Annotated in this window: 19 protein-coding genes; 10 read left to right on the forward strand and 9 right to left on the reverse strand. The window is 67.2% G+C overall.

What is annotated here, in order from left to right:
- The 3 genes from FV217_RS10975 to FV217_RS10985 all read left to right on the forward strand — a co-directional run.
- A partial coding sequence (locus FV217_RS10975; RefSeq protein ID WP_147817222.1) for a PRC-barrel domain-containing protein occupies positions 1 to 557 on the forward strand: 557 nt, incomplete at its 5' end.
- Positions 554 to 1,882 (forward strand): MFS transporter, encoded by a 1,329-nt coding sequence (locus FV217_RS10980; RefSeq protein ID WP_147817223.1) that lies wholly within the window; start codon positions 554 to 556, stop codon positions 1,880 to 1,882. The genes FV217_RS10975 and FV217_RS10980, both read left to right, overlap by 4 nt.
- Before the next feature lie 195 nt (positions 1,883 to 2,077).
- Positions 2,078 to 3,844, forward strand: coding sequence for an ABC transporter ATP-binding protein (locus FV217_RS10985; protein ID WP_147817224.1), 1,767 nt, complete (start codon positions 2,078 to 2,080; stop codon positions 3,842 to 3,844).
- A 329-nt stretch (positions 3,845 to 4,173) separates the two neighbouring features.
- Here FV217_RS10985 and FV217_RS10990 read toward each other — a convergent pair whose 3' ends face one another.
- The 7 genes from FV217_RS10990 to FV217_RS11020 all read right to left on the reverse strand — a co-directional run bounded on the left by FV217_RS10990 (position 4,174) and on the right by FV217_RS11020 (position 11,097).
- Entirely contained in the window at positions 4,174 to 4,683 is a 510-nt protein-coding gene (locus FV217_RS10990) for a hypothetical protein (protein ID WP_147817225.1), read from the reverse strand.
- A 2-nt stretch (positions 4,684 to 4,685) separates the two neighbouring features.
- Positions 4,686 to 5,750, reverse strand: a complete 1,065-nt coding sequence (locus tag FV217_RS10995) for an AAA family ATPase (protein WP_147817226.1) — start codon at positions 5,748 to 5,750, stop codon at positions 4,686 to 4,688.
- A 493-nt stretch (positions 5,751 to 6,243) separates the two neighbouring features.
- Positions 6,244 to 6,687 carry a recombinase family protein gene (locus FV217_RS11000; RefSeq protein ID WP_147817227.1) on the reverse strand — a complete coding sequence of 148 codons (444 nt, stop codon included), beginning with the start codon at positions 6,685 to 6,687 and terminating at the stop codon, positions 6,244 to 6,246.
- A gap of 744 nt (positions 6,688 to 7,431) precedes the next feature.
- Positions 7,432 to 8,346 (reverse strand): manganese catalase family protein, encoded by a 915-nt coding sequence (locus FV217_RS11005; protein ID WP_147817228.1) that lies wholly within the window; start codon positions 8,344 to 8,346, stop codon positions 7,432 to 7,434.
- A 147-nt stretch (positions 8,347 to 8,493) separates the two neighbouring features.
- Positions 8,494 to 9,186, reverse strand: a complete 693-nt coding sequence (locus FV217_RS11010; RefSeq protein WP_147817250.1) for a tRNA (guanine(46)-N(7))-methyltransferase TrmB — start codon at positions 9,184 to 9,186, stop codon at positions 8,494 to 8,496.
- A gap of 167 nt (positions 9,187 to 9,353) precedes the next feature.
- The gene (metK, locus tag FV217_RS11015; RefSeq protein WP_147817229.1) at positions 9,354 to 10,532 is read right to left on the reverse strand and encodes a methionine adenosyltransferase; all 1,179 of its coding nucleotides are present in this window, start codon (positions 10,530 to 10,532) and stop codon (positions 9,354 to 9,356) included.
- A 154-nt stretch (positions 10,533 to 10,686) separates the two neighbouring features.
- The gene (locus FV217_RS11020) at positions 10,687 to 11,097 is read right to left on the reverse strand and encodes a helix-turn-helix transcriptional regulator (protein ID WP_147817230.1); all 411 of its coding nucleotides are present in this window, start codon (positions 11,095 to 11,097) and stop codon (positions 10,687 to 10,689) included.
- Between the two features lie 659 nt (positions 11,098 to 11,756).
- Here FV217_RS11020 and FV217_RS11025 point away from each other — a divergent pair.
- The 5 genes from FV217_RS11025 (at position 11,757) to FV217_RS11045 (ending at position 17,955) form a co-directional block, all read left to right on the forward strand.
- The gene (locus FV217_RS11025; RefSeq protein ID WP_246682764.1) at positions 11,757 to 12,563 is read left to right on the forward strand and encodes a DNA-binding protein; all 807 of its coding nucleotides are present in this window, start codon (positions 11,757 to 11,759) and stop codon (positions 12,561 to 12,563) included.
- 6 nt (positions 12,564 to 12,569) lie between these two features.
- Positions 12,570 to 14,048: a M48 family metalloprotease gene (locus tag FV217_RS11030; protein ID WP_147817231.1), complete on the forward strand. Its 1,479-nt coding sequence runs from the start codon at positions 12,570 to 12,572 to the stop codon at positions 14,046 to 14,048.
- On the forward strand, positions 14,045 to 14,959 hold the full coding sequence (locus FV217_RS11035) for a glycosyltransferase family 2 protein (RefSeq protein WP_147817232.1): 915 nt from the start codon (positions 14,045 to 14,047) through the stop codon (positions 14,957 to 14,959). The genes FV217_RS11030 and FV217_RS11035 overlap by 4 nt, the downstream gene beginning before the upstream one ends.
- The gene (locus tag FV217_RS11040; protein ID WP_147817233.1) at positions 14,956 to 15,909 is read left to right on the forward strand and encodes a glycosyltransferase family 2 protein; all 954 of its coding nucleotides are present in this window, start codon (positions 14,956 to 14,958) and stop codon (positions 15,907 to 15,909) included. Before FV217_RS11035 ends, FV217_RS11040 begins: the two co-directional genes overlap by 4 nt.
- A gap of 333 nt (positions 15,910 to 16,242) precedes the next feature.
- Positions 16,243 to 17,955 (forward strand): HWE histidine kinase domain-containing protein, encoded by a 1,713-nt coding sequence (locus tag FV217_RS11045; RefSeq protein WP_246682765.1) that lies wholly within the window; start codon positions 16,243 to 16,245, stop codon positions 17,953 to 17,955.
- A gap of 188 nt (positions 17,956 to 18,143) precedes the next feature.
- Here the strand turns inward: FV217_RS11045 and FV217_RS11050 are convergent, their stop codons facing one another.
- Positions 18,144 to 19,085: a hypothetical protein gene (locus FV217_RS11050; protein WP_147817234.1), complete on the reverse strand. Its 942-nt coding sequence runs from the start codon at positions 19,083 to 19,085 to the stop codon at positions 18,144 to 18,146.
- A gap of 270 nt (positions 19,086 to 19,355) precedes the next feature.
- On the opposite strand from FV217_RS11050, the gene FV217_RS11055 reads away from it, so the two are divergent.
- Both FV217_RS11055 and murJ read left to right on the forward strand, forming a co-directional pair.
- Positions 19,356 to 19,952: a superoxide dismutase gene (locus tag FV217_RS11055; protein WP_147817235.1), complete on the forward strand. Its 597-nt coding sequence runs from the start codon at positions 19,356 to 19,358 to the stop codon at positions 19,950 to 19,952.
- Positions 19,953 to 20,213: 261 nt separating this feature from the next.
- A complete protein-coding gene (murJ, locus tag FV217_RS11060; RefSeq protein WP_147817236.1) occupies positions 20,214 to 21,743 on the forward strand; it encodes a murein biosynthesis integral membrane protein MurJ in 1,530 nt (509 codons plus the stop codon).
- Here the strand turns inward: murJ and addB are convergent.
- A complete protein-coding gene (addB, locus tag FV217_RS11065; protein WP_147817237.1) occupies positions 21,729 to 24,854 on the reverse strand; it encodes a double-strand break repair protein AddB in 3,126 nt (1,041 codons plus the stop codon). The genes murJ and addB overlap by 15 nt on opposite strands.
- Between the last annotated feature and the right edge of the window lie 38 nt (positions 24,855 to 24,892).

The raw sequence follows: 24,892 nt of genomic DNA on the forward strand, positions 1-24,892 counted from the left end.
CCGTCCCGCAGCCCACCGGCTCCGCGCCTGCCGCGACGCCGATCGCTCCCCCTGTCGCCGCTCCTCCTGTTACCGCTCCTCCTGCAGGCACGGCGACGGCGCCGAGCAAGGGGACCCCCGCGCTGGTCCTCGACACCGAGGATTACGAAGGCCTGCTCGGGAAGAGCGTGCGCGCCCAGAACGGCGACGACCTCGGCCGGATCATCGACGTGATCATCGACCGGGACGGCCGCCCGCGCGCCGCGATCATCGATTTCGGCGGCTTCCTCGGCGTCGGCTCGCGCAAGATCGCCGTGGATTGGCGCGTGCTGAAATTCGTCACCGAGGGCAAGGTCGGCCGCATCACCCTGGCGCTCAACCGCAACCAGGTCCGCGTCTCGCCCGAATACAAGACCGGCGAGCCGATCGTCGTGCTCGGCGCCTCGGGTGTGAGCGCGCCGCAGGCCGAGGGCGATCTGCCCGCCGCCGCGTCGCCTCAGGACAAGGCGACCGTGGCCGACAAGCCCGGCACCCCCGACAAGGCGGTCGAGAAGCCGGAGAAGGCGCCGGATAGATGATGGCGAACCGCCCCCTGGAGAGACGCGCCATCGGAACGCGCGACACGGTCCGGCCGGAACCGCGCGGACGCGGCTCCCGCCCGGCGCTGCGCCGCGACGCCTCGGTGGGCGGGCCGATCCCGGAGGCGCCGGCGCCGTCGAAGTCCAGCGGCCGGGGGCTCGACGCCTTCACCTTCTTCATCGCCAACCTGCAGACCGGCTTCGGCCCGTTCCTCGCCGTCTACTTCACCCAGCAGAAGTGGACGCAGTCCGATATCGGCCTCGCGCTCACCGTCGGCGGCCTCGTCAGCCTGCTAGGCCAGGTGCCCGGTGGCGCCTTCGTCGACGCCTCGCGCTCGAAGCGCTTCGCCGCCGCCTTCTCCGCGATCTTCGTCGGGGCCAGCGCCGTGATGCTCGCGGCGTTTCCGAGCTACCTCGTCGTGCTGCTCGCCATGGCGATCCACTCGGCCGCGAGCTGCGTGCTGACGCCTGCCATCGCCGCCATCGGCATCGGCATGGTCGGCCATGCCCGGGCCGGCACGCGGCTCGGCCGCAACGCGAGTTTTTCCGCCATCGGCAACGCGCTCGGCGCGGCCTCCATGGGTGCGATCGGCTACTATCTCACCAACGACGCGGTGTTCTACTTCGCGGGCGCCCTGGTGGTGCCGGCCCTGTTCGCCCTGTCCTTCATCCCGGCGCGGGCCGTGACCGAAGTCTCGCAGCCGGAGGCCGGTGCCGAGGACACCGAGGGTTCCGGCTCGGTGAAGGCGCTCCTCACCAACAGGGCGCTGCTGTGCTTCGCCGCCTGCATGGTGCTGTTCTTCCTGGCCAACGCCGCGATGATGCCGCTGGTCGGCAGCGTGCTGACGCTGCGCGCCAGCGAGACCGCGACCGCGCTGGTCGCCGCCTGCATCATGGTCCCGCAGGCCGTGCTGGCGCTGACCGCGCCGCTCGCCGGCCGTCTCGCCCAGAGCTGGGGCCGCAAGCCGCTGCTGCTGATCGGCTTCGCGGCGCTGCCGATCCGCGGGCTGCTCTTCGCCTATGTCGACAACCCCTACTGGCTCGTCGCGATCCAGGTCTTCGACGGCGTCTCGGCCTCGGTGCTCGGGGTGATGGTGCCGCTCATCGTCTCCGACGTCACCCGCAAGACCGGCCGCTTCAACCTCGCCCTCGGTGCCGTGGGCACGGCGATGGGGCTCGGGGCCGCGCTCTCGACCTCGCTCGGCGGCTACATGGCCGACAGCCTCGGCAGCCACACCGCCTTCCTCGGCCTCGCCATCGTCGGCGCGCTCGGCACCGTCCTCGTGGCACTGGTCATGCCTGAGACCCGCCGGCCCGCGGCCTGACCGCCGCGAAAAAATCACGCTGCGGCGGACGACGTGCTCAACTCGGGTTCAGGTTCCGGCTTTATGCTGGCAGAATCTCTGGCCGGTCGAAACATCGGGTGACGCTTCGCGTTGCGTTCAGGGGGCCCCCTTGCGTCGGGGGCCGTTCTCCTCCAGCGCTGACGCAATCGATCGAAATCGGGACGAACGATCGCGATGGAAGAACTCCACCACTACGCGAACAGGCCGTTCGCCTTCGTCGGGCGCTATCTCCGGCGGCGCCTCCTGCCGCATCTGGTCATCCTGTTCTCGGTGCTCGGCGCCGTCAGTTTCTCGGTCTCGACCGACTGGGCGCTGAAGGGCGTGGTGGATTCGCTGAGCAAGGGCCCGGCGTCGGGCTACGTCTGGACCGCGCTCATCGTGCTGATCGCCTTCATCGCCGCCGACAACCTGCTCTGGCGCGTGGCGGCCCTCGTCGGCGCCTTCACCTTCGTCGGCGTCACCGGCGACATCCGCCGCGACCTGTTTCGCCATCTCACCGGGCACTCGCCCTCGTTCTTCGCCGACCGCCAGCCCGGTACCCTGGCCTCGCGCATCACCGCCACCTCGAACGCGATCTTCACCGTCGAGAACATGGCGACCTTCAACGTGATGCCGCCTTGCGTCGCCGCGACGCTGTCGATCTTCTTCATCGGCACCGTGAACCTCACCATGGCGCTGGTGCTCGCCGGCATCTTCGGCGCCGTCGTGCTGCTGATGTTCAAGATGGCTTCGGCCGGCAAGCCGCTGCACCACGACTTCGCCTCGAAGGCCGCGTCGGTCGACGGCGAGATGGTCGACCTCGTCGGCAACATGAGCCTGGTGCGGGCCTTCTCCGCCTTCCGCCGTGAGCAGCACCGCTTCGAGGGCACCATCGGCACCGAGATGCGCTCGCGCCGCTCCTCGCTGCTCTACCTCGAGAAGCTGCGCATCACGCACGCCTTCCTCACCGTGGTCTCGATCCTCGGCCTGCTCTACTGGGTCATCAAGATGTGGGAGGCGGGCAACGCCACCAACGGTCAGGTCGTGCTGGTGACGACCCTCGGCATCCGCATCCTCGCCGCGACCCGCGACCTCGCCGTGGCGCTGGTGGACGCCACCCAGCACACCGCGCGTCTCTCCGAGGCCCTGCACACGCTGCTGCAGCCGCACGACCTCGTCGACCACCCCGAGGCCGTGGCGCTGAAGGGCACGACCGGCGCGGAGATGACCTTCGACCACGTCGCCTTCAAGTATCCCGACGGCCGCTCGGTCTTCTCGGATCTCAACCTGACCATCCAGCCGGGCCAGAGCGTCGGCCTCGTCGGCCGCTCCGGCGGGGGCAAGTCGACGCTGTTTTCGCTGATCCAGCGCTTCTACGAGCCCGTCGGCGGCAAGATCCTGATCAACGGCCACGACATCACCCTCGTGACGCAGGAGAGCCTGCGCGAGGCGATCACCGTCGTCCCCCAGGACGTCTCGATGTTCCACCGCACCTTGCGCGAAAACATCCGCTACGGCCGGCCGGACGCGTCGGACGAGGACGTCTGGAAGGCCGCCGCCGCCGCCCATTGCACCGACTTCATCGAGGCGCTGCCCGAGGGCTTCGACACCATCGTCGGCGACCGCGGCGTCAAGCTGTCGGGCGGCCAGCGCCAGCGCATCGCCATCGCCCGCGCCATCCTGAAGGACTCGCCGATCCTGCTCCTCGACGAGGCGACCTCGGCGCTCGACGCCGAATCCGAGGAGGCGATCCGCCACGCGCTCGCCAACCTGATGCAGGGTCGCACGGTGATCGCCATCGCCCACCGGCTCTCGACCCTCAAGGACTTCGACCGCATCGTCGTCCTCGACGACGGCCGCATCGCCCAGGACGGCTCGCCCGAGATGCTCACCCACAAGGAGGGTTTCTACCGGGAGCTGATGAAGAAGGAATCGATGTCGATGTCGCTGGCGGCGGCGTGATTGCTGCTTGATGGGGTCACGGCCACGACCGCGTATACATTGATGAGCTCAGTCAAGTTCGGGATCTAGATTGGGTAGAGTTCGGCTTGAACCATTATAGTGAATTCAGCGATTAAGGCCTGTTCGGCGACAATCTGCCCAATATGAGGAGAGGAAAATTAAAATCAAAAATTGATTGCAAATTTATGAAATTTACTCTGCACCCTCGTCTGCCAATGCCTCGGAAATGACCATTGGCATATGGTTTCCAATCGATGCAATAAAATCTATTGTAATCATGGAGTCTACCTTGTCGATTGGCCAGAGAGCAACTCCGGATAATGACGGGTTTACATCTGCTTCATGGGCAATTTAATTCTTCTCTTCCAAATGCTCTTAAGTTGCCCTTTAATGTCATCCGCTGACCTTCGTTCGATTTCAGGTAAGGCCGCATTAATACGTGCGGCCAAATTATCCCAAGGTCTTTGGCAATAACAGGACAGCATTTCAGCTAGTTTCCCAGGATCAACGAACGCTTTATAAGAGTTCGCTTGCCTAACATGGGCCTCTGCTGTCGAAATTCTAGTATCTATGTCAATAATAGTCATTACCTCCATGGGCAGATGTATATTCCGGGTTTTCAGGCCATTCGTGAATCGATGCTTTGCTTCGACAGCCGCAAGTTCGTGAGCGAAGAAATCAAAAGAGCTCACCGCAAGGAAGTATGCTGATCGCAGAGCATCGTCATTGGCAGGCTCACGCGGTCGCAATGCCGACAAGGCATCGAATAGCGATATCATCTGACGCGCCCGATCCATAGCGTGCACGAAAGTAGTCGTTGCGCCCTCGAACCGTTCCATACTTAAAATTGGTCCGTAAGTGCTATTACCTTTTCCGCACCAGCTCTGAAGCCGCCCTCAATGTCATCGATTTTCGTTTGATAGCTCTCTCCTACGGTTCCGCGAAAAGTCGTATCCACAGCAAGGTCGATAGCAAATACGGGCTTGGCCAATTCCTGGGCTGTAGCAATAAGGCCATCTAGTGATCCAATTTCCATAAGAAAATCGTTTGTCGGCGCGTGCGCATTTGCGTAAATTTCAGGTGACAATAGCATCCGCGCTGAATCCAGCGCATATATTAATTCAGTATCTCGGGCCTCGGCAAGTCGATCAAACCATTTCTGGAAAGCTTGAGTGGGTCTAGCTTCTTCGCCCCCTCTCGCTCTCTTGCGAAAATTATTAACGGTTGCACCCAGATACGACGGAGTAATCGGTCGAAACGGATAATCCGCTTCTTTTAGAATCGTATTTGCAGAAGCCTTCCGGCCCCATTCTGCCCATTTTGGAAGAGTGCGCGCTAATGAGCGAAGCGCCATTGACGAGAATAAGTCAGGGGCCATCGGAAGGATGAATGCGTCGCTCGTCATAAATAGATTTTGATTGAGGGCGCCTAGACTTGGGCTCATATCCACAAGGGCGTAATCAATGTTGTTAAGAACGGCCGACCGTTCTATCGCATGATGAAGGGCGCCCGGTATATTTTGTAGCGCCGAAAGAGTATTGCTAAGCTCGTGTGCAACCGCTAGCTGACTTTCGTATTCGGATAATCCAACATGACCGGGAAGCAGGAAAAGACCAGGTTGTAGGCTGGATTCATACAGCTCCGTTGCCGTAATAGAATATGGGCGGGACTCGAAGGCAGGCCGAACAGCATCTCTGATATTTCTAGGGCGTTGGGGGGATGCGCTTTCAAAGGGATAATCATCAGTGTCTAAATTGCCGATGAAGATACCGGTAAGATTGCATTGCGGATCGCAATCAACCACCATTACTCGTTTGCCGAATGTTGCCAACATCCAGGCGAGGTGAAACGTCATTGTCGTTTTCGACACGCCGCCTTTATGATTGAAGATGGCAATCTGTTTCATATGGCTCTCTGCTGCGCCATGATCTCGCTAGGCAGCGAGGTCGCTTTCTGCAACCTCCGCGCATCAAGCACGTCGTGTCTCCGCCCGGCAATAGGCTGCCAGCTGAAAACTGAAAGGGCAATCGAGGCATGGGGTCTAGCTACGCAGGACCCTTCTTTCCTAAGACGGCTCTTCCGGCGTGAAGGATGTTTTAACGGTGCTAGATTGCTATCGAACGATAAATTCTAAGATGCCCGGCGGGCTACATAGTATATTTACTCTAAGACCGTATTCTTATAATTCCATTATAGTATTAAATATATTATATAAGATACAGATTAAATGTTAAATATTTTTAAAAATAAAGTTATATCGTATCAGCATCTCGAAAGCTAGGATGGTAAACATAAAATACATCTTGAGTAGAGGGCCGAGCGCTCCAGCAAATAAGCTGAGTACTGTCTTGAGCGCCAGGTCAAGGGTAGAAATTCAATATTACGATTGTGGTAGTAGCTCATCCCGCCGCTTTGCCTTCTTTCACCCGCTGCGCCCGCGACACCCGCGAACGCGCCATACAAGGCCGATCCAGCCGCTGCGCCAGCGCGAGCACCCGCACGGCGCGGGCGAAGGCGGCGGGGGTTGCTGTCGGGTCCAGCTCGATTCTTTGGACCAGATCCTCGGCCGCGCGCAGCACCCGCTCCGCCAGGAGACCGCGCCGCATGCGGCGCTCGCCCTCCGCGCTCAGGGGCGGCACGTCGCCGCCCGTCGGCCGGATCCAGCCGCGCTCCAGCACGTGGCGCGAGATGGTCGTGCGCGGCACGCCGGTGACTTTTGCGATGGCCCGGTAGGACAGGGCGCTCGTCTCGATCAGCCGCCGCACCTCGGCCAACGCCGCCGGATCATTCGGCCGTCCCCGCACCGGCGAAAGCCTCGGCTCCTCCGGGAGCGCCGCCGACAATCTGAGTACACTTCCCCACATATAGGAATTGTGTCATATAGCGAGCCGGATGTCAAGATTTTCGCTTCGGCTCGGAGGTCGGTCGCGCAGGGGCCGGTGCGGGGCTCGAAGGGGGCCGTGGGACGGCCTGGGACAGGCGGGACGATCGTCCCGAATTCCGTTCGGTCGAACGATCGCGGGTTCGGGGATGCGGTCTTCCGTGCCTCGGCCGTCATTGCGCGCGTAGCGAAGCCATCCATGGCCAACATGCCGACGTCGGGGCGTTGGCCGTGGATGGCTTCGGCTTTGCCTCGCAATGACGGTCGATACCGTCTCCGGCTGATCGGTTCGGTCGTGCGCAGTCTCCTCTCCCCGCACAGATCTCGGGCCTGCCCGAGATCTGCTTCATGCGCCGAAGTCGGGCAGGCCCGACTTCGGGTGGGGAGAGGCCTTCATGGACCTCGTCGTCCATGAAGGAAGCGGAGGCGAAGCCGAAGCGGCGGTGAGGGGGTGGTGCCGGACGAGAGTCTTCCGTCGAAGCCCCCTCACCTTCGGCTGCCGCCTCGCTTCGGCGACGACGAGGTCGCCGAAGCCCTCTCCCCGCGTGCGGGGCGAGGGGGATGCGCGGAGCCCGCTCCGATCGACATGACGTGGCGTCGGCTTCGTCGCGGGGCCGGGGTCGGCTCACGAAAAAGCGCCCCGCACGATTTGTGCGAGGCGCTTGTCTTGTCAGTAGTGGGGTGGCCCGGGTGTCCGCCCGTGTCCTCAGCGGCTCTTCTTGTAGAGCTTGCTCGCGATCTCGAAGATTTCCTGCGGGGCGTAATCGGGGGCGAAGGCGCCGTAATTGCCGTCGAGCTCGGGGATCTTGCCGCCCTCGGGATGGCCGTCGACGATCTCGAGCTGGCCCGGCGGGTCGCCCGGCAGCGCGACCTCGTCGTTGGACCAGACCCCGGCTGCCTCGGCGTAATCATCCGGGCTGAAGCTGTAGAGGCGGCGGTGGCTGCCCTCCTGCAGGTATTTCTGACACTCGGGAATCTTGTCGAGGACGATGTTGGGGGTCGGCAGCATCTTTTCGATCTCGACGCCGGTGAGCTTCTTCAGCGCGAGGGCATAGGCGTGGGCGTGGACCGAGCCGCGCACCAAGAGGTAGCCGCAGACCTCGCGGCCGGTCGGGTCCGTCAGGGTCTCGTAGACGCGCAGCTTGTGCAGGCGCGCGCCGCATTCGAGGTGGAAGTTGTGCAGCAGATCGATGATCAGGTTCCCGGTCGTCGTGACCATGTCCATGTTCCAGGACGCGGCGTTGGAGTTCATCGGCATCGCGCCGCCGCCGTTCGACAGGAAGCTGCCGGCGAGCCGGATGTCCTTCATGTCCTCGAAGGGCGCCTTCGAGATGTCGACGTTCTCGGTGTCGTCGCCGGGGCCGTTGTTCAGCATCGCCACGCCGGTCGAAACGAGTTCGACGTGGCCGAGCTCTTCGGCGAAGATGCTTGAGACGAGGCTGTAGAACGGCCGCAGCTTGGTCTTGTTGCGAAAATTGAAGCTCTGGAACATGTAGTTTCCGAGCGTCGACATCTCGCCGTACTTGCCGCCGAGCAGCTCCTGCAAGGCCGCCGCCGCGTTCGGATCGGGCCGCTTCGGCAAGGGAAGCTCGGCCTGGAGCTTGTCGATTCGCATGAACATGGGGCTGGTCCTCGCGCGAGGTGCGCAGAGGGGTAGCCCCCGGTGCCGACCCATGTTCCCGCCGGAGAGGGCTTTGTCCGAAAGCGTCCGTTTATGTCGCAGATGCGCTTCGTCCCGTGCCGCGAGCGGCCGGCAGGCGGGCCGCGCTCAGATCCGCTCGAACGTGAGGTAGCTCGGCCGGCGGCCGGCCCCCTTGGCCTTGGCCTCGTAGCGGGTGCCGGGCCAGCCGGGGAACGGGGTGAGCCAGTCCGCCGCGCGCGCGGCCGTCCAGCGTAAGGACGCGCAGCGCGCGGCGCGCACCAGGGTCCAGCCCGCATAGTCGTCGATGTCGGTGGCGAAGCGAAAAACGCCGCCGGGCCTGAGCACGCGGGCGATCTCGGCGAGCGACGCGTCGGAGACGAAGCGGCGCTTGCGCTGGCGGCGCTTCGGCCAGGGATCGGGATAGAGCAGGTAGACCCGGGCCAGGCTGGCATCGGGCAGGGCGGCGAGGAGCTGCGTCGCGTCCTCGTCGCGGATGCGCACGTTGGTGAGGCCGCGTTCGTCGATCTCGCCCAAGAGCTTGACGACGCCGTTCACGAAGGGCTCGCAGCCGATGAGGCCCGTGCCGGGATGTTTTTCGGCGTTGTCGGCGAGGTGCTCGCCCCCGCCGAAGCCGATCTCGAGCCAGACCTCGTCCACGGGGTTCGGGAAGAGGGCCGGCGGATCGAGGCGGCCGCCGTTCTCGGGCAGCACGACGCGGAGCGACGGCAGCAGCGCGGCGAGGCGGTCTTCCTGGCCGGGGCGCAGGCGCTTGCCCTTGCGGCGGCCGAAGAAGGCGCGCTCTGGGGATTCGGGTTGAATGGACGTGGCCTCGTGCTGAACGCGAAAAACCCTCTCCCCCCTGCGGGAGAGGGTGGCCCGCGAAGCGGGTCGGGAGAGGGGAACGCCTTATCCGGAAAGGGCTTTCCCCTCTCCCGCCTCGCATCCGCGAGGCACCCTCCCCCGCAGAGGGGGGAGGGTTTTTTGGCTCAGCTCAGGGCGGACTTGAGCTTGTCGGCGAGGTCGGTCTTCTCCCAGGAGAAGCCGCCGTCGGCGTCGGGCTTGCGGCCGAAATGGCCGTAGGCCGAGGTGCGGGCGTAGATCGGCTTGTTGAGCTGCAGCGCCGTGCGGATGCCGCGGGGCGAGAGGTCGAGGGCATCCATCAGCACGCCTTCGAGGCGGGCCTCGTCGACGTTGCCGGTGCCGTGCAGGTCGACATAGATCGAGAGCGGCTTCGACACGCCGATGGCGTAGGCGAGCTGGATCGTGGCGCGCGAGGCGAGGCCGGCGGCGACGACGTTCTTGGCAAGGTAGCGCGCGGCGTAGGCGGCCGAGCGGTCCACCTTGGTCGGGTCCTTGCCGGAGAAGGCGCCGCCGCCGTGGGGCGCCGCGCCGCCGTAGGTGTCGACGATGATCTTGCGGCCGGTGAGGCCGGCATCGCCGTCGGGGCCGCCGATCACGAACTTGCCCGTCGGGTTGATGTGCCAGACCGTGCCCTCGGTGATCCAATCCTTCGGCAGGGCCGCGCGGATATAGGGCTCGACGATGGCGCGCACGTCCGCCGAGTCGAGGGACTCGTCGAGATGCTGGGTGGAGAGCACGATCTGCGTGGCCTCGACCGGGCGGCCGTTGACGTAGCGCACCGTCACCTGGCTCTTGGCGTCGGGGCCGAGCTTCGCGGCATCGCCCTGCTTGGCCTTGCGGGCGTCGGCGAGGTCCTTGAGGATCTTGTGGGCGTAGTAGATCGGCGCCGGCATCAGGTCCGGGGTCTCGTCGGCGGCGTAGCCGAACATGATGCCCTGGTCGCCCGCGCCCTCGTCCTTGTTGCCGGCGGCGTCCACGCCCTGCGCGATGTCGGCGGACTGGGCGTGCAGGTAGATCTGGACGTCGTTGTTCTTCCAGTGGAAGCCGGCCTGCTCGTAGCCGATGTCGCGCACGGCCTCGCGGGAGAGCTCCTCCAGGTCCTTGAAGGTCACGGAATCGGGGCCGCGGACCTCGCCGGCGATCACGACGCGGTTGGTCGTGGTCAGCGTCTCGACGCCGAGGCGGGCCTCCGGCATCGCGGCGAGATAGGCGTCGACGACGGTGTCCGAGATCCGGTCGCTCACCTTGTCGGGGTGGCCCTCGGAGACGGATTCACTCGTGAACAGGTAATCTGAACGCGGCATGCGACGCACCCCCGGCTACGGGCGCGCCAGACCTATCGCGGCGCTTGACCCGGAAAGCCGCGGTTCTTGCACCCGTATTCCGACCGGTCAACCCGATGCAACGAAATCGTCCGTTATATCGAACGATCCCAAAGAGACTTCGCGGCGTCGGATCCTAGCGGCTCAACTCGCGCTGCAGCGTATCGACCGCGCTGGCGAAGTCCCGCCGGTTCGGCTCGTCGAAGGTGTTGACGACGTGCTTGGCCATGACCAGGGCGAGGCCGGCCCAGGGGCCCTCCGGCACGAAGGCATGCTGCTCGGCATCCGAGAAGCCGCGGTCGGGCACGTCGTCGAGATGGGGGATGCCCTCGAAGAAATCGCCGATCGGCACGCCCGTCATCCGGCTCAGGATTTCGAGGTGGACCGCACTGATGCGGTTCACGCCCTTCTCGTATTTCTGAAGCTGGGCCGCGGACATGCCGAAGCTCTGTGCCACCTTGCGCTGTGTCAGATGCGAGCGCTTGCGCTCTTCCGCCATACGAAGGCCCAGGTGGATGTCCCGCTCGTCGGTCTTCTGACCCGCCATGTCGCGTCCTGCGCAGCATTGCCGTTTTGCCGGATCATTCCGGCGAAATCCGGCGTTGCGCAAGGTCTAAAATCACAACAAAAGATAATTAGTAAGCAAATTATGCATTCGAAAAACGTTGGCGTCCCCGGCAGGGCTCGAACCTGCGACCCCAGGTTTCATACCACTTCGGCTTTCGCCGCCATCCTCAAGGGTGTCCTTAAGATGTTCGTGGCCTGGACTATCCCTTCACCATGAGCCTCGGAGTGAAGCCTTTAGGTGCCGCCCGTCTAGTCTCTACACCTTCCCGCGGTGAGGCGGGCTTGGCTCGGGATCGGCAGGCGCCCTGACGAGCGCTGTGAGCTTTCCCCGACTTTGAGCGGATCCGCCGCGCGGTTTCCCCTCGCGACGCCCAATTTTTCTAGGAAACCTGTGCTCTGTCCAGCTGAGCTACGGAGACAACCGAAGCTGCCATAGCATCGCGGCGGATTGCCGCCAACAGGGACTCCGCGAGCAGCGCTGTGGCCTCATGGCCGCACCGTCCGCAAAAGCGATCGTTGCGGCCTCGCCGGCACGCCCGACCGAAGATCCGCCGCAGATTTCAGCGACGGATCACGTGGAGTTAGAAGCGACGGGGCCCCGTCGCCCCGCCCATCGCGGTCCGATTTCCCGTGTTCCGTATGTCCGTCCACCTCGCTCCTTGTTTGGTCTGCGCCTTCGCGGTCTTCGCGAATCCGGCAGCGGCCGTGCCGCGCGCCGAACCCGAATCGTGCCGGGCCTCGGCTTTGCGCGACGAAAGCATCGACAGCCTCGGCCCGCGCGGGGAGCTCGTCATGGCCTCCGGCGCCCGCGCCATCCTAGCCGATTTGCACTGGCCGGAGACCGAGCCAGAGGCGACGCAGGCCGCGTCCTACCTGATGGGCTTTCGCGGCCGGCCCCTGGCCGTGAGCGCCAGGGGCGGGGACGATCGCTGGGGCCGCGCCCGGATCGAGGCCGTGGCCGAGCCGGCCTCCGACGCCGACGAGCCCGTCGATCTCGCCGCCGGCCTCGTCGCGGCTGGTCTGGCGCATGCGGATGCCGGCGAGAGCGACATCCTGTGCCGCGGCGACCTGATCGCGCTGGAGGCCGAACCCCGCTCCGCCCGGCGTGGGGTCTGGGGCGCAGCCGTGCTCGACGCCCGGGACGGACCGGCGCTCGGAGCGCTGGCCGGCCGGTTCGTCGTCGCGGAAGGACGCATCGTCGGCGTCGGCGAACGGGCCGATCGCACCTATCTGGACTTCGTCCGAAACTCCACGGCAGGCTTGACCGTAATCGTGATGAAACGCACTTGGCGGATCATGCAGGAGCGTGGTTTGACTGCCGCCACGCTGAGGGGGCGCCTCGCGCGGGTTCGCGGCAGGGTCGAGGTCCGGAGAGGTCCGACCCTGGACATCGTCAGCGCGGACATGATCGAGGTGCCGGAAGGAGAGCGGGCGCTGACGCGCTGAATTGTGATGGCTGGGGCTCTGCGGCATACGGCACGGACACGGCTCGCACGGCGCCTGATGGCGCTGGCGGGGCTTGCTGCCGTGCTCGGTGGGTGCGCCGGCGACCAGACCGGCACCATTTTGACGCCGGCCGCGATCTCCGTGCCGGCGCAGGCTCCCCGTACCACCGGCCGGCGCGTCGCCGACGAGGCCGACCACGCCAAGCTCGTCGCCTCCTTCGGCGGCGAATACCGCGCACCCGCGACTCTGCGCCTGCTCACCGAGATCACCGACCGGCTGGTGCGCGCCAGCGAGCGGCCGGAGGAGCCCTACGCGGTCACTCTGCTCGACTCGCCCGTCGTCAATGCCTTCGCCCTGCCGAGTGGCCGGCTCTACGTCACTCGCGGCCTCGTGGCGCTCGCCTCGGATTCGTCGGAGGTGGCGGCCGTGCTCGCCCACGAGATCGCGCATGTCACCCTGCGCCATGCCACCGCCCGCACCGAGATGGCCCTGCGCTCGCAGCTCGTCAGTCGCGTCGTCGCCGACGTCCTGAACGATCCGGCCGCCGGCGCGCAGATGGAGAGCCAGTCCAAGGTCACGCTGGCCCGATTCTCGCGCGACCAAGAGCTCGAGGCGGACGCCGCCGGCGTAAAGACGCTGGCCGGCGCCGGCTTCGACCCGTTCGGCGCCGCCCGCTTCCTCACCGCCCTCAACCGCACGCTCGCGCTGAAGACCGGCACGGGATCGAACGGCGAGCCCGACATGCTCGCGACCCATCCGGGCACCGTCGAGCGCATCACCCTGGTGACCCGCGCCGCCCGGCGCATCGGCGCGCCCGGGCTCGGAGTCGACGAGCGCGCGCGTTTCCTCGCGGCGATCGACGGCATCGCCTACGGCGACAACCCCGGGGACGGCATGGTGCGGGGCACGCGCTTCCTGCATCCGAGCCTCGGCATCGCCTTCGAAGTGCCGGACGGTATCGCCATCGAGAACACCCGCAACGCCGTGCTCGGGACCACACGGGACGGAACTCGGCGGATTCTGTTCGATCAGGTCGAGAGCAGCACGGGGCGCAGCCTCGAAGACGTGCTCAAGGCCACCTGGAACGACGGCATCGACCCGGGCACCATCGAGAACCGCATCGTCGAGGGCCGGCCCGCCGTATTCGCGGTCTCGAAGGGCAAGGACTGGACCTTCCGCCTCGCCGCGATCCGGGTGGGCGAGAACACCTACCGCATGATCATGGCGGCCAAGGGCTCGGCAGATCCCGACGCCGCGTTCCGGCGCTGGGTCGACAGCCTGTCGAGCGTCGACCCCGACGAGGCACGCGCGTTGAAGCCCCTGCACCTGCGCATCGTCACGGCATCAGCTGGCGACACGGCGGATGCGCTCGCCGCCCGCATGGTCGCGCCGGACCGTGCGCTCGACCGCTTCCTAGTGCTGAACGGCCTGGAGCGCGGCGCCGCAGTGAAGCCGGGCCAGGGCTACAAGCTCGTCGGCGAATGACCGGGCCGGCGCAGACACGCAGCCCGCTCGCGGACATCGCCGCTGGGGTCACGCTGTTCCATCCCCGGCCCGAGCACGTCGCAGCCCTCGTCGCGGCCTTCTCGGTGCCTGTCCCGCACGTCTTCGCTTACGACAACGGCGGGGTATCGCTCGAGACCCGGGCCGTGCTCGACCGCAGCGACGGCGTCCGGGTGATCGGCACCGGCGACAATGTCGGCGTCGGGGCGGCGCTGAACCGGATGGCCGAGGCGGCGACCGCCGCTGGTGCCCGCTACCTCCTGCTGCTCGACCAGGACAGCGAGCCGTCCCCCGAACTGATCCTCGGCCTCAGGGCTGCCATGGGCCGGCTCTCCCCGATGCAGGGACCGGCGATGGTCGGCCCGGTCCAGCGGCCGGTCGAGGGCCGCAAGACGCCGCGCTATCCACTGCGCCGGGGTGTGCCGGCCTTGCCCGGCCTCGATCCGGTAGAATTCATGGCGACCTCCGGCTCCCTCCTCGATCTCGCCGCCTTCGCCCGCATCGGCCCCTTTCGCGAAGACTATTTCATCGACGCGATCGACCTCGAATGGTGCTTTCGCGCTTGGGCGGCTGGGCATTCCTGCTGGGTCGACCGTGCGACGCCGATGGCGCAATGCGTCGGCAGCGGGATCATCCGCGCGCGCTGGCTGCCGGTCGCGATCGCGCGCCAGCCTCTCTTCCGGATGGAAACCTACATCCGCAACACGGTCTATGGCTGGCGGCTCGCGCATGTGCCGCGACGCTGGAAGCTGACGCAGATGGCCTACCTGCCCCTCCAGACCGCCCTGTACTGGTCGGATTCCGGTTACAAGCCCGCCGTTCTCGGGCGGTTGCTGCGGGCCGCTGCGAACGGATTCCGCGGACGTCTCGGCCGTCCGGCCGGCGCGCCATGACGATCGCGGGAGACGATCCGCGCCGCATCGATGTCGTCATCGTCAACTGGAATGCCGGCGACCAGCTGCGCGCCTGTATCCGGAGCCTCGCCGCCAGCGCCAACGCCGCTGACCTGCACGTCGTCGTGGTCGACAACGCCTCCTCCGACGGCTCGGCCGAGGGCCTCGACGCCGAGCGCCTCGCCCTCACCGTCCTGTCCAACCCGGACAATCTCGGCTTCGGCAAGGCCTGCAACCAGGGCGCTGCCCTCGGCCGGAGCGGCACGATCCTGTTTCTCAACCCCGACACCGAGGCGACGCGCGACGGCATCCCGGCGGCACTCGCCGCCTTCCGTTCTCGCCCCGGCGCGGGGATCGTCGGCGCCCGGCTCGTGGACGAGGACGGCACGACCCACCGCACCTGCGCCCGCACGCCCACGGCCTGCGGCCTCGTCGCGAATGCAGCGATGCTCGACCGGCTGCTGCCGCGGCTCGTGCGCCAGCACTTCATGACCGAGTGGGACCATGCCGACAGCCGGCCGGTCGACGCTGTGATGGGCGCGTTCCTGATGATCCCGCGTCCGCTCTTCGAGGGTCTCGGCGGCTTCGACGAGCGCTTCTTCGTCTATTTCGAGGATACCGACCTCTGCGTCCGCGTGCTGGCGAGCGGCCGCAGCGTGAACCATGCGGCCGATGCCGTAGTGCTGCATCGCGGCCAGGGCACCACCGGACAGGTCAGGGACCGGCGCCTGTTCTACTTTCTGCGTTCGCAGGTGCTGTTTACGGCAAAGCACCATGGGCGGGTCGCGGCTCTCGCCGTGCTGGCGGGCGCCTTCCTCGGGCAGATGCCGATCCGGATCCTGCATGCTCTGGCGCGTCGTTCCCCGGGGGAGGCGGTTGCCGTCCTGCGGGCCGGACGGATGCTGGCCAGCGCGACGCCGCGCCTTCTGCGCGCCGGGAGCGGGGCTTGATAGCAGTGGCCCTTCCGTCCGCTGCCTTCCGAGCTGCCGTCGCATGCAGACAAGTATGCACAGTCTGCAGACATCCGACTGCGCGCGGCGATGCGCATTCGCGCTTGCCGACGGCTTGAAGAGTCGGAGCTTGCGGCCGTCGGTCTTGGAGCCGCGGCGGGCGAAGCCTTGCCGTGGCCCGTCCCGGCGTTCATGGTGCGCCCGCCCCGCTGGACAGGGCCTGCGAGCATCCCATCTTCCGCGCCACGGCACGGTCGGAAGCCCGCCGAACGAGGTTGCGTCTTGGACAATAGCGGCGAGGACGACCGAGGGGCGGACCTCCGTGCCCCCGGTCTGCACGAGGCGGTTTTCGCGGGAGCGTCCATAGGCTTGGCGCTGATCGCCGCGGATGGGAGAACCCTGCGCGACGCCAACCCTTTCCTCTGCCGCCTGCTCGGCTACATGCCCGGCAGCCTTGCCGGCGCGTCCGTCACCACACTCCTGACCGACCGCACGCCGGTGCTCGCGCCCGGCATCCGCCGCTGGCGCCGTGCCGACGGTAACGGCGTCGATCTGCGCCTGACCATCACGCCTGCGCCCCATGACGGCCGCGGCGATGCCGACCTCGTCGCCGTGGTCGAGCCGGTGGACGCGGACGAACTGGTTCGTGCCGAGCAGAACCGCGACGCCCTCGTCGCCGCCGGCCTCGGCGAATGGCGCTGGGAGGCGACCAGCGGACAGGTCTCGCTCTCGCGCCGCGCCGGCCGGATCCTAGGCTATCCCGCAGGCCGCTCGGCGCGCTGGTCGACGATGCAGACGGGATTCGTCTCCGAGGATCACGAGCGCATCCACGGAATCGTGGCGGCGGCACTCGCGCGACGTGAGCCCTGGGAGTTCGAGAGCCGCTTCACCCGCGGCAACGACGGCATGGAGGTCGCGGTGGGTGTGCGCGGCGCGCCGACCTACGGCGCCGACGACACGCTCACCGGCATGGTCGGCATCGTCCGCAACGTGACCAGGCGCATCGAGGCGCAGAAGCTGCTGCGCGAGCGCGAGCAGCGCCTGCGCGTCGCGACGTCCCTTGCGTCGCTCGGCATCTTCGAATGGCACCTGCTCGATGATGCTGCGGTCTGGGAGAACGAACGCATGTTCGAGATCTTCGGCCGCCGGGCGGAGGAGGGCGGCGTCGGAAAGGGCGAGTTCCTCAACCGCTTCCTGCACCCCGAGGACCGTCCCCATGTCCGCCGCGCGATCACCAAGGCGCTCCGCGAGGACGGCATCCTGAAGGTCTCGGGCCGGATCCGGCATTTCGGCACCGGCGCATGGCGGAGCATCGAGATGGCCGGCCGCTTCGAACGCGACGAGCCCGATCGGTTGCCGCGGCGCTTGATCGGGGTCGTGGCCGACGTCACCGACCGCCTCCAGGCTCAGGAGCGCCAGACCCTGCTGATCCGCGAACTGCATCACCGCGTGAAGAATACGCTCGCGACGGTGCAGGCGATCGTCGGCTCGACGGCGCGGACGGCAAGCAGCATCGATAGCTTCTACGAGGCCTTCGTCGGCCGCATCAAATCGCTGTCGCACACGCATTCGGTGCTCACCGAGGACACCTGGCAGACGGCGAAGCTGCACGGCCTGCTGGTGAACGAGCTCACGCCCTACATCGAGACCGAGGAGGACGGCAGCCTCGAATCGCGTGTTTCCCTCATTGGCCCGGAGGTCGACCTGCCCTCGGACATCGCGGTGCCGATCGGTATGGCGATCCACGAGCTCACCACCAACGCCGCCAAGTACGGCGCGCTCTCGACCCGCCAGGGCCGCATCACGGTCAGCTGGTCGATCGTCCCCGGGGGCGAAGCCGGCATCCTGCAGTTCGCGTGGTGCGAGAGCGAGGGGCCGCCGGTCTCCGTCCCGTCGCGCCAGGGCTTCGGCTCCCGTCTGCTGCAGCGGGTGCTGACCACCCAGGTCCAGGCCGAAGTCCGCAGCGAATACGCTCCCGAGGGATTTCGCCTCTCCATGCTGGCGCCGCTGCCGGCCCGAAACGCGGCGCTCAACCCGCTGGTGTGACGAAGGCTTCAGCCTAGACCTTCGTCAGACCACGATCCGGCTCGGCCCAAAAATCGAAATCTCAGCGACTCAATATCGAGGCACTGACGCGGTCCTCTGTCTCCCTGGATCGCGCGGATTGCCTTCCGTTCATGCCTGGGGGCGTCCGGGAAGAGGCGCCGACCGGCATGGGCCGATTTCGCCGTCTATCAGGCCGCTCCGCGCGCGTTGGTCTCGCCGCCGGAATCAACGAACTGTTTCAGCTCGTCGAGGGACTGGAAGGTGAACTGTCCGCGCGGCGTGTCCGCCTGGATCGTGCCGTTGGCGAACATCACATAGGTGTTGGCGCCCGACGCGTAGGTGCCGACGACCTGCAGCGCTTCGGATTTCGGCTCGTCCGCCTGTTCTGCCGGCTCTTCGAGCGGGGCAGGCGGTAGTTCCACTGCGGGGGGCTCGACCTCGGGTTCGGAGGAAGCGGAAGGCCCGTCGAGGGACGGCCTCAAAGCGAGTTCCTCCTGGGCCGGATCGGTCTCCCGCGCGTCGTCGGGCGATGCGTCGGCAAGATTTTCCGGCAACGCGTCGGCCGCCGCCCTCGGGCCGTGGCCGGGACGATCGCCGGGCGAGGCGAACAGGTCTTCGTCGGGCGAGATTGACTCGCCGGAAGCGGCCGGGGGCAGCAGGTTCGGTAGCGGAGGTTCGATCTCCACGGAGCGGCCCTGCTGGAGATCGGCCGTCGAGCGGTCGTCCCCGCTGCCGAGGAGATCGCGCATGCCGCCGAGGCTGATGCCCGCGAGACCCGCCGCGCCGGCCGTGGCCGTCGCCGGTTCGGTGGCGACAAGGGCGGTCGCCTCGAAGGCCGGCGCCCGGAACTCCGGGACGGAGGGAGCCGGACCGGCCTTGCCGGGGGGCGGGACGAACGCGACCTCGCCGGTCGTCGCGTCGCCGCGATGCCCGAGGGCGCCGGCGAGCCTCTTCATCTGCAGGATCGCGGCGGCGATGCCGAGCAGTACCGCACCTGCCGAGGCGGCCGTGGTGCCGCCGATGACCATGGCGAGTCCGCTTTCGAGGCGGACGTAGGGGAAGCCCTGCACCACCGCGGCTGCGCCGCCGACGATCATGACGAGACTGAGCGCGAACAGCGCGATGACCATGGGATACTCGGATACGACGGCGGCGACGGCCGCAGCATGACTGCGGCGACGATAAAGCCCTGACCTGCTTTTTCAAAATCGAACGGTGCGCTTGCGCACAGCCATCAGTCCGTCCGAGAGAGGGCGGCGCGACGCTTATGCCGCATGGCGGCGTTGCCGAGACGGATGCGTGACTTACCTACACATTCGTCGCCCCGAGAGGCCGCGCGCCTATCCGATGCGCGCCGACCGCTCTCCGCCCCGGGGCTCAACCGACACGGAGTGATCTGAATGACCCTGACCCTTCCCGAGCTTCCCTACGCCTACGACGCGCTGGGTCCGTACATGTCGAAGGAGACTCTCGAGTTTCACCACGACAAGCACCACAAGACCTATGTCGACACGGCCAACAAGCTGCTCGAGGGCAGCGAACTCGAAAGCAAGAGCCTCGAGGAGATCGTCAAGGCATCGCACGGCTCGAACCAGCCGTTGTTCAACAACGCGGCGCAGCACTTCAACCACCTCCATTTCTGGAACTGGCTGAAGCCCAACGGCGGCGGACAGCCCCCGGCCGAGATCGCGAAGAAGATCGATGAGGACCTCGGCGGCTACGAGAAGTTCAAGGCCGACTTCATCCAAGCCGGCATCGGCCAGTTCGGCTCCGGCTGGGCGTGGCTCGCGGTCAAGGACGGCAAGCTCGTCATCCAGAAGACCCCGAACGGCGAGAACCCGCTCGTCCACGGCGCCAAGCCGATCCTCGGCGTCGATGTCTGGGAGCACTCCTACTACATCGACTACCGCAACCGCCGCCCCGACTACCTCAAGGCCTTCGTCGAGAACCTGGTGAACTGGGAATACGTCGAGAAGCTTTACGGCGAAGCCAAGTAAGCCGGCTCCTCTCCGACTTTTCGGCGGGTTGCCAATGAAGCCGCTCCTCTTCGGAGGTGCGGCTTCTTTCGTTTTTGTCGGCGGATCGCTCGGCTTGCGCACGGCGCCTTGCCGAGCTTAGACCTTCGCCTGATTAGCACGCGGTGGTTCGTCCAACCAACCCACCTCAAGATGAGGGTCCGTGTTGGGAACCAGGACGGTGAAGGTGAGACGGCACGTGCGCACCGAACCCTCCCTCTCGCCCAGCGTCTGTCGCAAAATATGATCCGCGCGATCCTCTCCGTCGGCGGCTGGACGCTGGTTTCGCGGGTCACCGGCTTCGCCCGCGACGTGGTCATGGCCGCGATCATGGGTGCCGGACCGATCGCCGACGCCTTCGTCGTCGCCTTCCGCCTGCCGAACCATTTTCGCGCGATCTTCGGCGAGGGCGCCTTCAACACCGCCTTCGTCCCGGCCTATGCGCGGCTGGAAGAGGCCGGCGCGGCGGGTGCTGCGAAAGCGTTCGCCGACCGCGTGTTCACACTGATGCTGATCGTGCAGGTGCTCCTGCTGGCGCTGGCCTGGCCGGCGATGCCGTGGGTGGTGCGGTCCCTGGCGCCAGGCTTTTCCGACGATCCCACCCGGTTCGACCTCGCCGTGTCGCTGACGCGGATCACTTTCCCCTACCTGCTGTTCATGACGCTGGTGACGCTGTTCTCCGGCGTCCTGAACGCGCATCGCCGCTTCGCCGTGGCGGCCGGCGCGCCGGTTCTCTTGAATCTCGCCATGCTGGTCGCGCTGGCGCTGGCCTTCCTGTTTCCGAACGCCGCCTATGCCGCCGCCTGGGGCGTGACAGTTTCCGGCGTGCTGCAATTCGCGCTGGTCTGGTGGGCCTGCCGGCGGGGCGGTTTCGCACCCGGCCCGACGCGCCCGACCCTGCGCGATCCCGACATGCGGCGGTTCTTCAAGGTGCTCGGGCCCGCCGTGATCGGCTCGGCAGGCTTCCAGATCGCCTCCTTCGCCGACACCATCATCGCGAGTTTTCTGCCCGTCGGCGCGGTCTCGGCGCTGTACTATGCGGACAGGCTCTACCAGCTGCCCTTCGGTGTCATCGCCATCGCGGCCGGCACGGTGCTGCTGCCCGAGATGAGCCGCCGGCTCGCTGCTGGAGATGCCGTCGGCGCGCATGCGGCACAGAACCGTGCGGCCGGGTTCTCGCTGGCGCTGTCGGCGCCGTTCACGGTGGCCTTCCTGACGCTGCCGGGGCTGATCATGGCCGCTTTGTTCCAGCGTGGCGCCTTCTCTGCGGAAGACGCCGCGCGCTCGGCCTCCGTGCTCGCCGCCTACGGCCTCGCGCTGCCGGCGGTGGTGCTGGTGCGCAGCGCCGTGGCAAGCTTCTACGCGCGCCAGGACACGGTGACGCCGCTCGTCGCCTCGCTCACCGGCATCGCCGTCAACGTGCTGCTGAAGCTCGTCCTCACCGGCCCCTACGGCGTCACCGGCCTGGCGCTGGCAACGGCGGTCGGCCAGTGGATCAATCTCGTGCTGCTCTACGGCCTTGCCTTGAGGCGCGGCTGGACTGCACCGGGGCGAACCCTCGGCGTGACCGTGCTCGGCGTGACGATCGCCTGCATCGTCCTGGCGTTGCTCGCGGTCTATGGACTGCCCTTCGCCGACGGCGTCGTGCCGGCGCTGCCGCATCTGCGCGAGATCGCGGTGCTCGCCGTGCTCGGCACCGCGGGCGCCATCGCCTATGGCGGAACGCTTGCCGCGGTGCTGGCCGCCTGCGGCGTCAGGCTACGACGGGCCTGATGGCTCCTCTCCGGCGAGCGACCATTCCAGCACGCGGGCGAGGTGGTCGTACTCGTTGTAGGCGCGCGCATATTGCGGGTAGGGCCGCGAGACATAGGCCGCCTCGCCGGTGAGGAAGCGCGCGATCAGCCCGCGCAGCCGCGCGACATGCTCCTCGACGATCCCGTCCACGGTGCGCGCCTCGCCCTGCGGCGGCTTCACCGGGACCGGCCGGAACGGCTCGCGCCCGCCCGAAGCATGGACGTAGAGCAACTCCGGCACGCTGTTCGCCTTCATCCCGTCGAAGGCCCCGTGCATCAGCATCGCGGCTTCCAGCGTGAGCTGCGGCGAGAATCCGGCAAACACGGTCTTGTTGCTCGGCGGCACGCCGGTCTTGAAGTCGATAATGCAGAAGGTCCCGTCGCGCCGCGCTTCGATCCGGTCGGCCTGACCCGAGAGGGTGAAGGTCTCGGAGCCGAGCGGGATCGCCCATTTGCCCGAGATCTCCGGCCGGATCTGCGCGATGTCGGGCCGGCGCGCGCGTTCCCAGGCGAGGAAGCTCGCGGCCATCCGCTCGAAACGCGGGAACCACTCGGCATAGAGCGCGGGATGGTCCTGCCGGATCCTGGCGAAGCCCGTCGTCGCGAGCGCCTTCAGCTGCGCCTCGGCCTGCGCCGGGTCCGCGATCGTATCCGGAAAATGCTCGACGAACTTCGCCATCATATCATGGACGAGGGTCCCGCGCTCGCTCGCGCCCGGCGGCACGGCCAGGGGATCGAGCGCTTCCAGCCCCAGTACGTACTCGGCGAAGATCGAATACGGGTCGCGGACAAGCCGCTCGATCCGCGTGACGCTGAGACGGCGCGGAAACAGCGCCGGGTCCGGCTTCGGCGCCGGCCGCGTCAGGCGCGGCGTGCGGACGTCGCCGCTGCTGTCGAGCGCGGTGGCGTAGCTGCGCAGTCGCTGCCCGGCCGTGATCGCGCCCTGCCAAGCCTCGCCACCGGAAAACGCCCCCAACCGCTGCAGGAAGCGCGAGGGCACCGTCGGCGTGCCCTCGCGCTTGGCCGCGCGGGTGATCACGGCGTCGTGGCAGCCGAGGGCCTGCATGAAGTCGTGCGCACTCTGGCCGATGCGCCGCTCCGGCGGGTTCAGGCCGACACGGATGCGCATCGGCCGGTTGAGGAAGGCGTCGGTGGTGGTGCGCATCGGCCAGACGCCCTCGTCGAGCCCACCGAGCACGATGCGGTCGACATGGAGCAGCCGCGCTTCGAGAAGTCCGAGGATGCGCAGGCGCGGATGCGCGGCCCGCGGCGTTGCGATGATGGTGCGTTCGCGGGCGAGCGCGGTGAAGAAGGCGGGGTAGTCGCGCGGGTATCCGGGCAACTCCTCGCCGGACGCGAAGCCGAGATCGTCGAACAGCCCGTCGAGCGTGTCGAGCGAGGGATCGTCGGGCGCACCGGCCGCGTCGCCCGCCACGCATCGCATCAGCTCTTCGCAGGTCGCGCGGTGGTGCTCGCCGATGGCGACGAGGTTGCCGACGTCGTCCGCGACGCCGGCGAAACCGGCGAAGGCCTTCTCGAGTCGTTCCACGACGGCTTCGGCCAGTTCCCAGTCGACCGGCCGGAGGCGGCGGCGTGCGCGCGGCACGCGGCCGGTGGCGGCGCGGTTGCTTCGAAGCGCCTCGCGCAGTCCGTCGAAGCCATCACGCGGCGCAGGGCCCCGCAGGGCTCCGATTTCCAGAGCGGCCGCGCCCCGCACGACGTCGCCGCGCGTCAGCCCGAGCCGCACGAAGGGATGCGCGAGCAGGGCGACGACTCGCGCTGGCCCAACGTCTACGGCGAGCTCCGCCACGAGCCGGGCGAAGCGGCCGGCGGGGGCGCGGGCAAGGCTCGCACCAGCCGAATCCTCCGCTGCGATGCCCCAGCGCGCCAGATCGGCGGAAACCCGCATGGCCAGCGTCCGGTCGGGCGTGACGAGGGCGGCGGTGGCGCCGGGCGTTTCCAGCGTCTCGCGCAAAGCCAGCGCGATCACCAGCGCCTCCTCGCGTTCGTCGAGGCATTCGGCCACGGCGATGCCGTCGAGCCCGCGCCGGGCGGTGTCGATCCGCGCGGCCGGCTCGATCCGCGCCCAGGCATCGGTGGTCTCTGCCGGCCGCAGCGCCTGCGAGAGCATGTCTTGCCGCGCCGTCGCCTCGGGGGAGGGGGTGCCGAGCGGGATCACATCCGCGCGGTCGCGGTTCAGGCCGAACGGCCCGAGCAGGCGGTGCAGGATCGCCTGCGGATGGCCGTGGGCGATCTCGTCCTCCGTCTCGATCGCGTCCCAACCGTCCGTGTCGAGGGTCTGGTCGAGGCCCGGCAGCACCACGGCGCCGCGGGGCAGCCCGGCGACGGCGGCGATGAGTTTTGCCGTCGCCGGGACCGAGCCGGTCGAGCCGGCGACGATGACCGGGTCGGCCGGCCTTTCACGGATCAGCCGGTCGGCCTCGGCGAGCACGAGCAGGCGCGAGCGCACCACCGGGTCGCTCAGGCCACGCTCCGCCAGGATGCCGGGCCAACTCTCGGCGGCGATCTTCAGGAAGTCGAGGGTCAGACCGAAATAGCGCGAGTACTCGACCTCGACCGCCGCACCGATATCGTCCCAGGGCAGGCCCTCGACGGTGAGCGCGTCCATCAGGCGTTCGAGATCGGCCGCGAGACAGACGGCGTCGGCTGGCGAGGACGGCACGCGGAACGGCACGTCGTCGCTGATCTGGAGCAGGGCACGGTCGACCGCCTTGCCCCATCGCTGCACGAGACGCGCCAGGATCAGCCGCCGCTCCAGCGCCGGCATCGCCGGGTTCAGCGCCTGCGCGGCCGTCTCCAGCAACGGGCTCGCCGCGAGATCGAGCTCTGCCTCGTCGGCCTCGCCGAGCGGGATCATTCGCGGCAGCAGCGTCGCCCCGCCGAGCCGCTCGGACAGGATCGCCGAGAGTGCCGGCACCGCCCGCTGCGTCGGCAGGTAGATCGTCACCGCGGCCAGCACGATCGGATCGCCGCCGACATCGCCGACGAGCCGGCCGGAGACGAGCGCATCGGCGAGCGTCGGCAGGAACGGCGCGCCGGGCGGGATGGTGAAGATGTGCGACGTGTGCATGACCCGCGTTGTCTATCACCGATCGGGCGGCGGCTGCC

The organism is Methylobacterium sp. WL9, from assembly GCF_008040035.1.
Classification (GTDB): Bacteria; Pseudomonadota; Alphaproteobacteria; order Rhizobiales; family Beijerinckiaceae; genus Methylobacterium; species Methylobacterium thuringiense.

Bases quoted from the DNA above. Each gene is read 5' to 3' on its own strand.
- FV217_RS10990 (WP_147817225.1), bottom strand. From the start codon at position 4,683: ATGGAACGGTTCGAGGGCGCAACGACTACTTTCGTGCACGCTATGGAT.
- FV217_RS11020 (WP_147817230.1), bottom strand. From the start codon at position 11,097: ATGGCGGGTCAGAAGACCGACGAGCGGGACATCCACCTGGGCCTTCGT.
- FV217_RS11030 (WP_147817231.1), top strand. From the start codon at position 12,570: ATGGCTGGGGCTCTGCGGCATACGGCACGGACACGGCTCGCACGGCGC.
- FV217_RS10995 (WP_147817226.1), bottom strand. From the start codon at position 5,750: ATGAAACAGATTGCCATCTTCAATCATAAAGGCGGCGTGTCGAAAACG.
- FV217_RS10985 (WP_147817224.1), top strand. From the start codon at position 2,078: ATGGAAGAACTCCACCACTACGCGAACAGGCCGTTCGCCTTCGTCGGG.
- FV217_RS11050 (WP_147817234.1), bottom strand. From the start codon at position 19,085: ATGGTCATCGCGCTGTTCGCGCTCAGTCTCGTCATGATCGTCGGCGGC.
- FV217_RS11005 (WP_147817228.1), bottom strand. From the start codon at position 8,346: ATGTTCATGCGAATCGACAAGCTCCAGGCCGAGCTTCCCTTGCCGAAG.
- FV217_RS11035 (WP_147817232.1), top strand. From the start codon at position 14,045: ATGACCGGGCCGGCGCAGACACGCAGCCCGCTCGCGGACATCGCCGCT.
- FV217_RS10980 (WP_147817223.1), top strand. From the start codon at position 554: ATGATGGCGAACCGCCCCCTGGAGAGACGCGCCATCGGAACGCGCGAC.
- addB (WP_147817237.1), bottom strand. From the start codon at position 24,854: ATGCACACGTCGCACATCTTCACCATCCCGCCCGGCGCGCCGTTCCTG.
- murJ (WP_147817236.1), top strand. From the start codon at position 20,214: ATGATCCGCGCGATCCTCTCCGTCGGCGGCTGGACGCTGGTTTCGCGG.
- metK (WP_147817229.1), bottom strand. From the start codon at position 10,532: ATGCCGCGTTCAGATTACCTGTTCACGAGTGAATCCGTCTCCGAGGGC.
- FV217_RS11025 (WP_246682764.1), top strand. From the start codon at position 11,757: ATGTCCGTCCACCTCGCTCCTTGTTTGGTCTGCGCCTTCGCGGTCTTC.
- FV217_RS11040 (WP_147817233.1), top strand. From the start codon at position 14,956: ATGACGATCGCGGGAGACGATCCGCGCCGCATCGATGTCGTCATCGTC.
- FV217_RS11055 (WP_147817235.1), top strand. From the start codon at position 19,356: ATGACCCTGACCCTTCCCGAGCTTCCCTACGCCTACGACGCGCTGGGT.